Origin of the sequence: Corynebacterium sp. HMSC11E11 (assembly GCF_001807025.1) — a bacterium.
In the GTDB taxonomy this organism is placed as follows: Bacteria; Actinomycetota; Actinomycetes; order Mycobacteriales; family Mycobacteriaceae; genus Corynebacterium; species Corynebacterium freneyi.
This window is the reverse complement of the sequence record NZ_KV787139.1, coordinates 11,830-25,150: the sequence shown is the minus strand read 5'-3', so window position 1 is coordinate 25,150 and position 13,321 is coordinate 11,830. Positions and strand designations below refer to the sequence as shown.

Below are 13,321 nucleotides of genomic sequence, written 5' to 3'. Positions count from 1 at the left end.
TCAATCGCCGGGGATGGCGGCGATTAAGGCTCGAAGGGCCTCCGACAAGGGGATCCGTTCCTGTTCCAGCCGTTGATCCCCGGCGACGACCAGGGCGTCCAACGCGTCGGCTTCTGCGGCCGTGAGATGCACGAAAGAGGCTCGCGTCGCCGTCGGGTCCGGCACGGCAAGGTCGGCGTATGCCTCGAAAGTCGCCCGATCCATGAGCACGGACCTCACATCGAGGTTCCCGTCGGAACCCCGCAGCCCATTGAGGATCCCGAATCCGTGGGCATCCAGATCGCCCCAATAGAGCACCCTGCATTCGCGCAGCCACCGCAGCCGCGCCAGCTCGGTGGCCCCGTAGCCCGCGCCCCACACCGCTACTGCGCCGGGGCCGAATTCTCCCGGGGGCAGGGACAGGAACGTCTCCAGGTTCTCCACGATGATCGCGGTACGCGGCCGTTCCGGTTCTTGCTTGACGACGCCGACGTTCCCCCGGTCCGCCGCAGACCACAATTCGGCGATGTCGGTGATCGGTGCCGCCACATCCGTCGACGGCCAACCGGGGCCGAGTCCCGGATCGAGCAGCCGGAGGCGGATCGTCGCGGGCCGCCGACCCAACCCGAGGTCGCCGACGCTTGCGGATTCGTCGCCGCGTGCTCCCGACACCAACCGCCGGACCACGAAATTGTGCTGTTCCAGCCATTTCCCGTCCACGCCCCGGACCGCCACGGCCCGTGGCAGCAAGCCAGAGTCCGGATTTCCCAGGAACCATGCGACGACGGCGCCCAGCTTGGCAATTTCGCCGTCCGCCAGGGGAGCCCAGCGCTTCCAGGTCGCCGATATCGCCGACCTGAGCGAATTCTCGGAGACCTCGCCAGGCCCCCGTGACCCGATGATGGCCGATATGAGCGCGTCGCGGCGGCGAACCCATCGTCGCCACTCGGAACCCCGCCCCGCGGCCACGCATATGGCATCGGCTCCGGTGATCTGCACCCGCTCGGGCACGGTCTGTACGCCCCAACTGCGCCAATTCCGCTCGCGCCAATCAACGTCCGCGGCGAGCCCGGACTTCCGCCACGTCAGCTCCGTTTCCTGCCAGGACCGGATGAACGCGGCCCCGGCTTCCGCGTCGGCGCTCGAGGATGGGATCTTCGGCGGATGCAATGGCACGGACACGCCTGCGGCGGACGCCGACGGGTCGTCGAAAAGCCACGCTCCCGCGTGCTGGTCCACCTTGCGGGACAAGCGAGCCGCGATGTCGGACGGAGCCACGGGTACCGAGCGGGCCATCAGAAAATCTCCACTTCCGACACGTGCGTCGACGCGACGTCGCGTCCGCGGTCGTCCACCGATTCTTGGTATGCGACGACGAGCGTGCCGCCCACGTACGGGTGCAACGTCTGGATCAGCTTCAACGGGGTGGCCAGAATCATGTGGAATCCGAAGCTCGTGAACACGTCCATCGCACGTCTGGTGTACTCGGGGTCGGCGCGGTCGAAGGCTTCGTCGAGGATGACGCTGCCGTAGGTGGGCACCGGCTGGTCGGGTTCGGCGAGCTGGTAGCGCAGCGCCGCCGCGAGACAGAAGAACACCAGCTTCTGGGCCTGGCCGCCGGACAAGCTCGCCGAATCGCGGTGCGTGTCCACCACGTCGCCGACGGCGTTGTACTCCACGCCGATGAAGCTGACGTGCTTGCGGGTATCCAGCACCTGCCGGCGCCAGCGCAGGTCCGCCGAATCCGCGGACCCGAGCCGGTCGAGCAGTGCCGCCATCTTTTCGAAGCGCTCTTCGGCGACACCTGCATCGGTCCCATCCGCGCGGGTGGTGGCGAGCGAACCCGATACCGCAGCTTCCAGCTCCTTCAGGAAGCTCTGCACCGTCTCGCCCGTCGCGTCGTGCACGTCGATACGGAGCCACCGCCCCTGGTTGAACTCCGACTTGGCCAACGAATCGTTGACGGGCCGGATGCGGTCCTCGATGTCCGACCTGGCGCGACGAAGCTCGGCCGACAGTTGCCCGAGGTTTCGCCCGGACAGGTCGTTCATCAGTTCCATGAACCGGTTGTGGAAACGGGCGAGACCGTCCGAGCGGAGGGTCTCCAGACGCTTGACGCCGTCCCCGACGAACGACGGCTCCGCTCGGAGATCCGACCGCTCCGAGGGCCATTGCGTGATGTACGCCCCGAGCACCCTGGTGATGGCATTGTCGGCGGATTGGAGTTTCCGCTGGTGCTGGTGCTGCAGCTCGTGGATGCTGCGGAGGGCCTCCTGCCCGAGCCGTTCCATTCCCGCGGCGGTGGGGCGGCGGGTCAGGGAAGAGAACAGCTCCTCGACGAGCGCGTCACCGCGGGCTGCGTCGGCGTCGTCGGGGGCATCGGCGTCGGACTGCTCTCGTTCGAGCTGTTCCAGCTGCTCCGTCATGTCGGAGTGCCTGTTCGCCGCCGTCGTCACGGCATCGCGGGCGGTGAGGTACTCCTCGTTGGCGCTTTTCTCCAGCAGGCTGGCCCGGTTGTACTCGACTTGGATCTTCGCGATGTCGGGGTTGTCTGTCGACCAACTTGCGATGCGCGCGGCCATGTCGTCGGCGGCCTTCTCCGCGCCGGCGACGTCGATGTCCGACCACTCCACGGCACGGATCTCGGCGGCGCACTGGCGATCATCCTGCAGTCGCTTCACCTTCGAGTCATGGGTGCGCAGTACCTCCTCGCGAGTGCGGAGCACCTTCTTCGCCGTGGCCAAATCGGCGCGCAAGGCCTCGACTTTTTCGTCGTTCGACCAACCGAGCCTGTAGTTGCGCGTGTTGCCCAGAGGGGAGCGGTCGTCCTTTTCGAACCGGTCCTTCGAGTGCTTGGCCAAACCCTGCCGCGTCAGGGCCCGGTCGTGGTCGAACATGTCGCGTGGCGAATCCACGCACTCGTAGTTGAAGCGCTCGTGGAGCTGAGCCGTGACCCATTCCCGGTATGGGCCGTCGGCGATGTCGAGTTTGCGGGGAAGTGCCCGCGCCGACACTCGCTTGACCCGGGGTGCGGCTCCCAGCGGAACCACCCGGTAGACTAGACGGACCTGCAGGTTGTTGTCGTTGATCCATGCCGATGCCCGGTCTTTGAGCGACTCCGGGACGACGAGCGTCTGGGCGAATCCCCCGAGCAGCCGTTCGATCGCGGGCCGCCATTCAGCTTCGGTGGCGCGGACCTGCAGCAACTCGCCGATGAACGGCAGCTCACCCGTGGAGGCGCCCAACTCGCGGCAGAGACGCTCCCGCACCGCGATGTGACGCATGCCGATGTTGTTCGATTGTTTTTGCAGGGCCGCCAGTTCCTCCGAAAGCTTTGCGACGGCCGATCGCGCGTCCCTCCGGTCGGTGCTCAGGTCATATCCGGTCGCTTGCAGGGCCGCGAACTCCGCGTCAAAATCCGCGAGACGGCGCGCGGCATCCGCGAGCAGGTCGTTGAAGTCCGCGTTCGACGCGGGAGCTTGGCCGCCGAGGGAATGAATGGAAGAGGTCAGCCCCTCCAGCTTGGCGCGGCGGCGTTCGATGTTGTCCCGGATGTCGCCGAGCTCCGCGATGAGCGACTCATGCCGGCCGCCGTCGATTTGCGCGAGGCGGAGTTCGGTGTCCTTTAGCGCCGCGACCGCCCGCTTCTTCGCCGACTCCCGATCCGACAGCGCAGCCCGCAGCGAAGCCAAGCGCGCTTCCGCCGCCGCGATGTCTTCGCGCAGCAGTTCAGCGTGGATCCGGTTTTGCACGCGGGGCAGGGCGTTGCTCATCAGCTCGGCGTCACGGGTGCCAACCAGTGCTTCGCGACGGGCTGCCGCGTGTTTGGGCAGCGGTTCCAATGCGGAGATCTGGGCGCGGATGTCCTGGACTTTGTCGTAGGCCTCGCGCAGCTCCCCGAATTGCTCGACGGCGGTGTCGGCGAAACTGAAGGTCAGCGGCTCTTCCAGCATGTAATCGCGGAAAAGCTGATCGAGGCTGCCCAGGGACTTCGCCGACAACGTCCGGTGGAGCAGCAGCTGCGCCTCCTCGTTGGCGATGCCGAGTTTCTTGCGGAATCGACCCGAGAAAACGGTGTGCTTGTCGGTGAAGCTGCCGTTGCTCCACTTCTTCTTCAGGCCGCGGACATCGATGCCCGAGGTCAGGTACGGGTACATGTCCCGTAGCTCGACCGGCCCGTCGAGGACGCCGAAGAGACGGCGGACGCCGGTCTGCGAGTTGTCACCGGCCTTGAGGTAATACAGGGCGGCGAGCGACACCTCGGTGGCGGCGCCGGAGGCGCCGGAGTCGTCGCCGTCGGAATAGGTCAGGCAGATGCCGGTGCAGGTGGCCTTCGGGCGCAGGTAACTCTGGGTGATGTCACCGCTTTCGTCGGTGCCGCGCCGCCACGCACCGCGGATGTAGGACACCAGGCTGCGGCCGCCCCGACCCGACGACGTTTGCTGGGCCGCGGCGTTGAAGTGCACGTTCTGCGGTGGGACCAGGACGGTGGAGATGGCGTCGATGAGCGTCGATTTTCCGGAGCCCGAACCGCCCGTGATCAGGAAACCCTGCCGGGGCACGTCGACGTCGACGTACCCGCCGAACGTGCCCCAGTTGATCAGCTGCACGCGGCTGAGCCGGAACTGGCCGGGGTGGATTGCCGTGGTCACTCTTCCGTTCCTTCCCGGTCCTCGAACGCGGCGTCGACGTCGATCGGATCGCCGCCGGCCCCATCGCCGTCGGATGAACCAGATCCACCGGACATGGCCAGGTACTCGTCGCGGATGCCGGCGACGATGTCGGGGTCGAAGATTGATTTGAGTACGGGGGACACCTCGAATCGCCCTTCCGTTTCGGTCGCCGAGATGAGGTTGTATCCGCCGATTCGTTTGAATGAAGCGTCGAATCGGGTCCGGTACGTCCCTTCGTCCCGGTCGCTGCCCACGCGGTACACCTCGAGAGCGTCGAAGACCTCGTCCTTGTCCACGATCACGCGTTCACCCGGTTGCGCCATGGCCAGCTCGGTGCGCAGATGCAGCAAGACGACCGTGTCGATGTGATTGAGCGGCACCGTGCGAAGCACCTTTGGTACCGATACGCTCTCGTCGGCGTCGACCATCCGGGTGAAGGCGATCCCTGATGTTTCGTCAAGAACAAGATCCAGGAACACGTCCGATAGGCGCGAACGCAGCTCGGTTTCGTCGCTGAGAATCGCCTTCCACACTTCGGGCTGCTTATCAGCTCTGACCAGTGGTCCCTGCAGCAAACGGACCAGTGCCCGACGCGACGCGGCCGACAACGTGCCCGTGTCGGTTCGCCAGAGCTGGTCGGGGCCAAGTGGGGTCTCCGCTTGGGCTGCCGTCGGATCTGCGATCCGCGCGTGTGCGGGTTCGGTCATGACGTTGACCTTCCTTCGGAACCATGATTGTGGAAGCTGCGTTCGTCGAAAAACCACCGGGGAATCCGGGCTTTGCCTTCGTCGCCTTCACCGTTCCAGGTGACGATTTCCCGGGCCACACCAGCGGCGGTATCGACCTCCGTTTTGGTGTCTAGTGCCACGGCCGGGTAGCCGTGGCGCATGGCCATGTGCAAAAGGCCCACGATACTGGCGAGGCCTTGGGTCGCTGGGTGATCGGCGAGGACGGTGCCGATGGTCGGCGTTCCGTGGCGATTGATGCTCGCCAAGACGTTGTTGCGCAGTTCTTCGAAGTCGATTTCGCTAGCCCGGACCTTATTGAGAAGTTCGGCGGTGTCCACGGTCGCGGTGGGGGAATCCTCCAGAACCACGGCGACCCGCTCCTCACCGGGATTCCGGAGCCGCAATCGCGAAACCGAATCGATCGACATGCCGATCAGTTCCACCGCAGTAGACAAGTTGGTCAACGGCTTCGCCTGACCCTTTTCCGCTGCATCCGCCGCCGCCCCACGAGCTTGCCGGAGCAGCTCGAGCATTCGCCTGTCCTCCGCGAACTCGTCGGAGGTGACATAGTGGCGCAGGGACCGCGACAATCCCGTCAACACTTGGCTGACCTCGGCGCCGGATATCTCCATGTCCCGGAACAGGCGTCGCAACCGGCGTTTGACCTCCGGCGACAGGGAGTTCGATGAGTCCCGGTCAAGCACCTGGCGAATCCACGCATCCACGTATTCGGAGCGTTCGGGATCCAGCAGCATCGCATAGAAGCCCGAAAAGCTCCTGCCTGCCTCGGATTCCCCGATCAAGTCGACGCCGCGGAAAATGTCCTCCAGAACATCGCCCCGGGTTCCCTCGGGGTCCAACAGCTGCCGCCGCAAAGTCCTGTTCAAGTCCTCGAGATCCTGTCGGACCCTGGCGAAATCCGCGGGCACGGCGGCGGCCGAGTCGAGGATGTCGGATATGCGCTCGGAGATCTCCTCCGTGCTCGGCAGCGTGAACTCTCCGGCGGCGACGTCTTCGATCCGCGCCTCCAATTCGGCCCTTTGCGCGTACAGACTTTCCAGGCGGCTCTGAGCATCCGGATCGGTGTCGCGCGCCAATGACTGGATCCGTTCCGTCAACGACGTGATTCGCGACGCCGTAGCCGCCGGGCGTGGCGCCGTCAGCCGTGACGCCATGTCGACGGCGATGAGCGCTTCCTCGCTCGGTTCGAGAGTCTCACCTGTTGAGGTGCTGCCCGGTCGGCGGATCAGCCAGCCGGAACCGACCCAGTCACCGCAATACTGTTGGGCGCTGCGCGGCATGTCGATGCCCCGTGACCGCAACCGCGCGAGGTCGTCGGACAGGGCTTCGTACACCTCACCGGCTGCGCGGGGTTGGGTGCCGACGGGGAAGTATTCCGAGATGACGGCGATGATCACCGGTGCATGATGGCTTCGGAGCAGGCTGAACACGCGCGAGTCATCCACGAGCCGCCTCAGCTCAAGGGAACGCGCCGCAGCACTGCCGATCACCGCCATACGTTAACTATGGCAGACCATCCGGATCGCAGGTCCGCGGAATGACGGTGATCGGTCCAAGTGTTCGAACACCCGCTGCCCGGGTCCCGCCGCTCATTCGCCGCTGTCCCGCTCCAATCGTTCCAGCGCGGCGGAGTACCGGGCTCGCAGCTTGTCGACGCGGGCGCGTTCGGCGTCGGTGTCGGTTGGCAAATTGCCCAGGCCGCCGTGGTTGTCGCGCACGTCGGCGAGCTTGATCGCCCGGGATCGTTCATCGGCCGCCGCCCGGTCCACGAAGTCCGCGTAGTCCTCGCCGTCCCGCTTCGTCAGTGCCTCGACATGCTTGACGACGTCCGCCGGCAGTCCGGCTCGCTCGGATTCCCAGGTTTCGGGGTGATCCTCGGCGACGTCGTGAAGCAGCGCCGCGGCAATCATGTCCGGGGTGCCGCCGACCGCCTCGACCATCTCCGCGACGCGCTCGACGTGGCGCAGGTAGGGCTCGTCGGCGCCGCCGGGGCCGGGGCGGACGTCGTCGGCGTGGGCGCGTGCGGCCAGTGCGTGGGCGGCGCGGATCGTGGCGTCGGGGTGGGTGGCGAAGTTCGTCATGTCTCAAAGGGTATGTGCGGCGGCGGACCGGGAGACCGTCCGCGACCACCTGCACGTTTCAGTATGCGGGACGAACGTCCCATAAGGTGGACGCATGACGATGATGAACCACACCCCACCGCACGGCCGGGCGAACGATGACGCTCCGGTGCACGTCGAGAACAAGGCCGAGGAACGCTCCGCCGCAATCGCGGTCGTCGCCTTCCCCGCGTTCATCCTCGTCGGCGCCGTCATCGCCTACTTCGTCCCCGAACCGTTCGTGCCCATCGGCGACTACATCACCTACGCCCTGATGGTGATCATGTTCTGCATGGGCCTGACGCTGACGATCCCGGACCTCAAGCTCGTCGCCCGCCGCCCCGGGCCCATCGCCATCGGCGTCGTCGCCCAGTTCGTGATCATGCCGCTGGCCGCCGTCGCGGTGGCGAAGATGCTCGGCCTCAACCCGATGCTCGCCATCGGCCTGCTCATGCTCGGCTCCGTGCCCGGCGGCACCGCCTCCAACGTCGTGGCGTACCTGGCCAAGGGCGACGTCGCCCTGTCCGTGGCCATGACCTCTGTGTCGACGCTGCTGTCGCCGATCGTCACCCCGATCATCATGCTGCTGCTCGCCGGCGAGGAAACCCCCGTCGACGGCGGCGGCATCGCCTGGACCCTGGCCAAGACCGTGCTCATCCCCGTCGTCGGCGGCCTGGTCATCCGCGTGCTGTTCGACAAGATCATCGACAAGATCCTGCCGATCCTGCCGTGGCTGTCGATCCTGGGCATCGGCGCCGTGGTGTTCCCGGCCGTGGCCAAATCCGCCGAGACCCTCAAGACCGTGGGCCTGCTCGTCATCGCCGCGGTGATCCTGCACAACCTGTTCGGCTACATCTTCGGATACCTCGCCGCGAAGGTGTTCTCGTTCCCGCCGGAGGCCTGCCGCACCACCGCCATCGAAGTGGCCACCCAGTCCGCCGGCCTGGCGTCGGGCATGTCCGGCACGTTCTTCTCGGCCGAGGCCGCCATCCCGGGTGCCATCGCCGCCGTGTGGCACAACGTCGCCGGCGCCATCTTCGCCGCCGGTGCGCGCAGGCTGGCCGACCGCACATCGGCCGACCGTACGTAGAGCGTCCGCACGCCGACCGGACGTCGGTCGCACGCCGGCCGACGGCGGGGAGCGGAGGGCGCGGCGCAGTCGGTTCACCCCGCCCGGGAATGTCGGGGCGGCCGAGACGGTTGCACCAGTCATGCGCATCGATATCTGGTCCGACGTCGTCTGCCCGTTCTGCTGGATCGGCAAGCGGCACCTGGAGAAGGCCCTCCAGGGTTTCCGCGCCGAGCACCCCGACGCCGAGGTGGAGGTCCTGTGGCGGGCGTTCCAGCTCGACCCGAATGCGGAGGCCGAGTCCTCCGAGACGATCCCGGAGATGATCGCCCGTAAGTACGGCATGCCGCTGGAGGCCGCGGTGGAGTCCCAGGATCAGATGGCCGCGACGTTCGCCTCCGTCGGTCTGGAGTTCAACTGGCGCGACGCCAGGTCCGGCAACACCTTCGACGCCCACCGCCTGGCCGCGATGGCCTCGGATCACGACCTCGACGACGAGGCCGATGAGGCGCTGAAGAAGGCCTACTTCACCGACGGTCGCCTCGTGTCCGACCACGGCGTGCTCCGCGAGATCGGCGAGTCGATCGGGCTGTCCGGCGATGCCGTAGACGGGATGCTGGCCTCCGACGAGTACGCCCTCGACGTCCGCCACGACATGACGATGGCCCAGGGGCTGGGCATTTCCGGCGTGCCCTTCTTCGTCTTCGACGGCAAGTTCGCCGTCAACGGTGCCCAGCCCGTCGACGTGTTCCGGCAGGCGCTGGACACCGCGTGGGAGGAATCCGGCAAAGGCGTGACGACGGCCGATGCCACCGCATCCGATGGCGGGGCCGGTGACGGCGGCGGTGCCGAGGGGCCCGATTGCACGGACGGTTCCTGCTCGACGTAGATCGCACGGGGCACTCCGGGGTGGGCGAGCTTTCCGCATAACCGTCACCACATCGCCGGTGCGTTGCACTTAATGGGCATAAGTGCAACATCGATGGCGTTTCGTTGCACTTGAGGGCCATAACTGCAACAGTTGAGCCATCGAAAGGCGGTGACGGCTCAAAGATGAACCGTCGGAAAGCGGGAAAGCCATGACGTGGCCGCGCACCCGTCGCAAGCGGCCTCGGGCGCCGGGGCCTGCCGCAGTAGGCGTCGGGTGTCTTCTGCCGTGGTGGACTTCTAGGCGGAGCCCCGGCCTTCGGCGAGCACTCTGGCGACCTCGTCGAGAAAAGCGTCGTCGGCGGTGTCCGCGAAGGCCCCGACGACCGCCGGCAGCAGCGCCGCCATGCGCTCGGCGACGGCGTCGACCGGTTCGGCGGCGTCTTTGTCCGCCGCGCGGGCCTGCAGCCATTCGCGGACCTGGTATTCGGCGGCGGCCACCCACGTCCGCAGGGCCGCCCGCCCCAGGGCAGTCTCCTCGACCGGGTGGACGCGGCGCGCGATTTCCGTGGCGATGGCGTCGCGCATCCCCTCGGCGATGGAACCCCGTCCATGCCCGTCGAGCAGGGCGATCACTTCGGAGCGGACCGCGTCGCAGATGCGCAGGAACTCGCGGATGCCCACGACGAGTTCCTCCCACTGGTTGTCCGACCCGAAACCGGAGAACATCCGTTTCTGAAATGCCGCGGCGATGCGGCCGATGATCGCCATCCGCAGATCGTCGAGGCCGCTGAACAGGCGGTAGAACGTCGCCCGCGACACGCCGGCCTTCTTGGCCACGTCGTCGATCGTGTAGTCGTCCGGCTGCCCGCCGGAATACAGGGAGGCCGCGGCGTCGAGGATGTCCTCGCGCCGGCGACTGGCCGAAAGGCGACGGCGACGGCCCGGCTTCCCGGGCTCTCGCCGGGGTTCGACCGGGCCGTCGTCGACCTTTTCGGATTCGTCCTTCACCCTCGCCAGGGTAGTGGGGTCACTCTTGCCAGGGGCGACCGACCTGCGCGACGACTCCCCTCGGGTTGGGGCGCTTCGCGACGGATGCCGCGCCGACGACGATGCCGTCGCGAACCACGACCGCCTCGTACGTGCCGGCGTCGACGTCGTCGGCGACCACGATCAGTTGGCCATGGTCGCCGGTCTCGCGCTGCACGCCGGCGCCGGGTGCGACCGCATCGACGACGTCGCCGACCGTGGTGATCCGCAGACCCGCCTGGACGCTCCAGCGTCGGGGCGGTGCCGGATCAATCGGATCGGGCGCGTCGACGTCGCCCGCATCGACCAGCACGCCCGTCGCCGCCCGGACCCCCGAGGCACGGGCCGACGCGAGATCCTCGTCGCGGCGACGGCGCTCGCCGATGCGCAGCGTCGAACAATCGCCGGCGGCATACAGTCCGGTTCGGGAGGTCCGGCCCAGGTGGTCGACCACGATGCCGTCGTCGACGTCGAGGCCCAGCTGCTCCGCCAGCTCCGTGTCCGGTCGCACGCCGATCGCGACGACCGCCACGGCGTCCCCATCGGGCTCGGCCGCCCCGCCCAGGGCGAACTCCACGCCCCTCCGTTCGTGGACGCCGCGCAACCAGCGCGCCGCGTCGACGGGCAGCATCCGGCCCATGATCTCCGGGGCCAGGTCATGCACGCGCACCCGGTGGCCGGCGTCGATCAGGGAACTCGCCGTCTCCATCCCGAGCACTCCGGCACCGATGACCTCCACGCGGTCGCCGTCGCGAATCGACTCCCGCAGTCGCACCGCGTCGTCGGCGGTGCGCAGGAGGTGGGCGTCGTCAAGCGAGGCAATGGAGCGGGGCACGGCCCCGGTGGCGAGGACCACGGGGCCGGTCAGCTCGGCACCGTCGGAGTCCCGGACGAGTTTTCCGCGCTTGACGACAATCCGGCCTCCGACATGCACCGTCACCCCGTCGGGTACGGCCCCCAACCCATGGTCGGCAACCTCGGCGGTGCCGGCCAACAGGGACTTCGACACCTCCACCCGGTTGTATGGATGATGCGGCTCACCGGCGTGAAGGTCCACGGACCAGCCCGCGCGGGCGAGATGCCGGGCGGCGGCCCAGCCCGCCGGGCCACCTCCGACGACGTGGGCGTGGGTCACTGAGAGACCTCGACCATCTCGAAGTCGGCCTTCGCCGCACCGCAGTCGGGGCAGGACCAATCATCGGGGATGTCGTCCCACCGGGTGCCCGGGGCGAAACCTTCCTCGGGCCAACCCTCGGCCTCGTCGTAGACGAAACCGCACTGCAGACATTCGTAGACCTTGTACTCCATGGGTGTTCTCCTTCGGTGATCGGGAGGGGAGGATGAATGGTGGGGAAGAGGGGCTACCCGGCGTGGGCGGCCAGGGCCTTCTTCAGCTGCGGCAGCTTCGACGGGCGGACGTTGATGCGCTCGATTTCGCCCTCGGCGTGGGCGATGACGCGATCGTCCATGACCGCATGCCAGAACGGCGGGATCATGGCGACGGCGATCATCGCGGCGTAACCGGACGGAAGGTTGCCGGCCTCGTCGAAGGAACGCAGCGTCTGGTAGCGGCGCGTCGGGTTGGCGTGGTGGTCGGAGTGGCGCTGCAGGTGGTACAGGAACACGTTCGTGACGATGTGGTCCGCGTTCCACGAGTGGCGCGGCTGGCAGCGCTCGTAGCGGCCGTTGTCGAGCTTCTTGCGCAGCAGACCGTAGTGCTCGATGTAGTTGACCGACTCCAGGTAGAGGATGCCGGTCGCGCCCTGGAGGATGAGGTACGGCAGCACGATCCAGCCGAACGCCGCGGTCAGCGCCGCGTAGAGGACCAGCGACATCGCCCAGGCGTTGAGGACGTCGTTGTCCGGGTGCCAGAAGCCGCGCTTCTTGCGGGCGGCGCGCTTCTTCTCCAGCTCGATCGAGTGGATCAGGCTGCCCCAGAAGCTGCGGAAGACGAACAGGTAGATCGGCTCGCCCCAGCGCGCCGACGCCGGGTCCTCGGGTGTGGCGACGCGGACGTGGTGGCCGCGGTTGTGCTCGACGTAGAAGTGGCCGTACCAGGTCGGGGCGAGGGTGATCTTCGACAGCCAGCGTTCCAGCTGGTCCTTCTTGTGCCCCAGCTCGTGGGCGGTGTTGATGCCGATGCCGGAGGCGACTCCGGCGGTCATGGCCAGGCCGATGGAGTCGAAGATGCTCAGGTCGCCGCGACCCCACAGGTAGGCGGCGGCGATGAGCGAACCGTACTGCAGCGGAATGTAGGCGTATAGGGTCCACTGGTAGTACTTGTCGGCTTCGAGCCTGGCCATGACTTCATCAGGCGGATTCGAGCCGTCGTTGCCGATGAAGTAGTCCAGCAGCGGGATGACGATGAAGACGACGATCGGCCCGCCCCACCAGACCCAATCGATGGCCCAGCCGCTGAACCAGATTCCCAGCAACGAGCGAAGGCCCCAGGCGAGGAGCACGGCTGCCGCGGGGATGAGCCCGAGCAGCCACAGGTAGCGCTTCGGGTCGGTCCAGGAATACGGGTCGACGATGACTTCGGCGTCGGGGTCGGCCGCGACACGGCGCAGGCCCATCGCCTCGGTGCGGGTCCGCCGACGGCGGACCACATCGGGGTTGTGCGTCATGGTTTCTCTCCTGCCTTCAATGGCTCCGACGGGCACTCGGCCGGATACCGGCGGTGACCGCTATGAGACGGGGTGTCTCATAGCGACATAATGTGTGCTTTCGATCACAAAGTCAACGGTTTTTTCGAATTGCCGGCGAAACGCCGTTAGCTCTGAAGAAGTAGGAGTCGCCCCTGAACATGCAGGTGGAAGCAAAAAACGGCATGCGAAGTCGACTCGACTTCGCACG

Annotated in this window: 11 protein-coding genes; 2 read left to right on the top strand and 9 right to left on the bottom strand. The window is 67.1% G+C overall.

Going from position 1 to position 13,321, the window contains the following annotated elements; all coding sequences use genetic code 11:
• From HMPREF3121_RS06245 to HMPREF3121_RS06225, 5 genes are all read right to left on the bottom strand, one after another.
• The gene (locus HMPREF3121_RS06245; RefSeq protein ID WP_070521097.1) at positions 1–1,275 is read right to left on the bottom strand and encodes a Wadjet anti-phage system protein JetD domain-containing protein; all 1,275 of its coding nucleotides are present in this window, start codon (positions 1,273–1,275) and stop codon (positions 1–3) included.
• Positions 1,275–4,631, bottom strand: a complete 3,357-nt coding sequence (locus HMPREF3121_RS06240) for an ATP-binding protein (RefSeq protein ID WP_070521095.1) — start codon at positions 4,629–4,631, stop codon at positions 1,275–1,277. The genes HMPREF3121_RS06245 and HMPREF3121_RS06240 overlap by 1 nt, the downstream gene beginning before the upstream one ends.
• Positions 4,628–5,359 carry a DUF4194 domain-containing protein gene (locus HMPREF3121_RS06235; RefSeq protein ID WP_070521092.1) on the bottom strand — a complete coding sequence of 244 codons (732 nt, stop codon included), beginning with the start codon at positions 5,357–5,359 and terminating at the stop codon, positions 4,628–4,630. Before HMPREF3121_RS06235 ends, HMPREF3121_RS06240 begins: the two co-directional genes overlap by 4 nt.
• A complete protein-coding gene (locus HMPREF3121_RS06230) occupies positions 5,356–6,897 on the bottom strand; it encodes a DUF3375 domain-containing protein (protein WP_070521090.1) in 1,542 nt (513 codons plus the stop codon). Before HMPREF3121_RS06230 ends, HMPREF3121_RS06235 begins: the two co-directional genes overlap by 4 nt.
• A 93-nt stretch (positions 6,898–6,990) precedes the next feature.
• Positions 6,991–7,482, bottom strand: coding sequence for an HD domain-containing protein (locus tag HMPREF3121_RS06225; protein WP_070521088.1), 492 nt, complete (start codon positions 7,480–7,482; stop codon positions 6,991–6,993).
• A 100-nt stretch (positions 7,483–7,582) separates the two neighbouring features.
• On the opposite strand from HMPREF3121_RS06225, the gene HMPREF3121_RS06220 reads away from it, so the two are divergent.
• Together HMPREF3121_RS06220 and HMPREF3121_RS06215 are read left to right on the top strand one after the other, a co-directional pair.
• Entirely contained in the window at positions 7,583–8,590 is a 1,008-nt protein-coding gene (locus HMPREF3121_RS06220; RefSeq protein WP_070521220.1) for a bile acid:sodium symporter family protein, read from the top strand.
• Between the two features lie 121 nt (positions 8,591–8,711).
• Positions 8,712–9,458, top strand: coding sequence for a DsbA family oxidoreductase (locus tag HMPREF3121_RS06215; RefSeq protein ID WP_070521086.1), 747 nt, complete (start codon positions 8,712–8,714; stop codon positions 9,456–9,458).
• 278 nt (positions 9,459–9,736) lie between these two features.
• Here the strand turns inward: HMPREF3121_RS06215 and HMPREF3121_RS06210 are convergent, their stop codons facing one another.
• Genes HMPREF3121_RS06210 through HMPREF3121_RS06195 form a run of 4 tightly spaced genes read right to left on the bottom strand, consistent with a single transcriptional unit; the run spans position 9,737 to position 13,041 of the window.
• Positions 9,737–10,447, bottom strand: a complete 711-nt coding sequence (locus tag HMPREF3121_RS06210; RefSeq protein WP_070521084.1) for a TetR/AcrR family transcriptional regulator — start codon at positions 10,445–10,447, stop codon at positions 9,737–9,739.
• 19 nt (positions 10,448–10,466) lie between these two features.
• On the bottom strand, positions 10,467–11,600 hold the full coding sequence (locus HMPREF3121_RS06205; RefSeq protein ID WP_070521082.1) for an FAD-dependent oxidoreductase: 1,134 nt from the start codon (positions 11,598–11,600) through the stop codon (positions 10,467–10,469).
• On the bottom strand, positions 11,597–11,773 hold the full coding sequence (locus tag HMPREF3121_RS06200; protein ID WP_070521080.1) for a rubredoxin: 177 nt from the start codon (positions 11,771–11,773) through the stop codon (positions 11,597–11,599). The genes HMPREF3121_RS06205 and HMPREF3121_RS06200 overlap by 4 nt, the downstream gene beginning before the upstream one ends.
• A gap of 53 nt (positions 11,774–11,826) precedes the next feature.
• Positions 11,827–13,041: an alkane 1-monooxygenase gene (locus tag HMPREF3121_RS06195; protein WP_070521217.1), complete on the bottom strand. Its 1,215-nt coding sequence runs from the start codon at positions 13,039–13,041 to the stop codon at positions 11,827–11,829.
• Between the last annotated feature and the right edge of the window lie 280 nt (positions 13,042–13,321).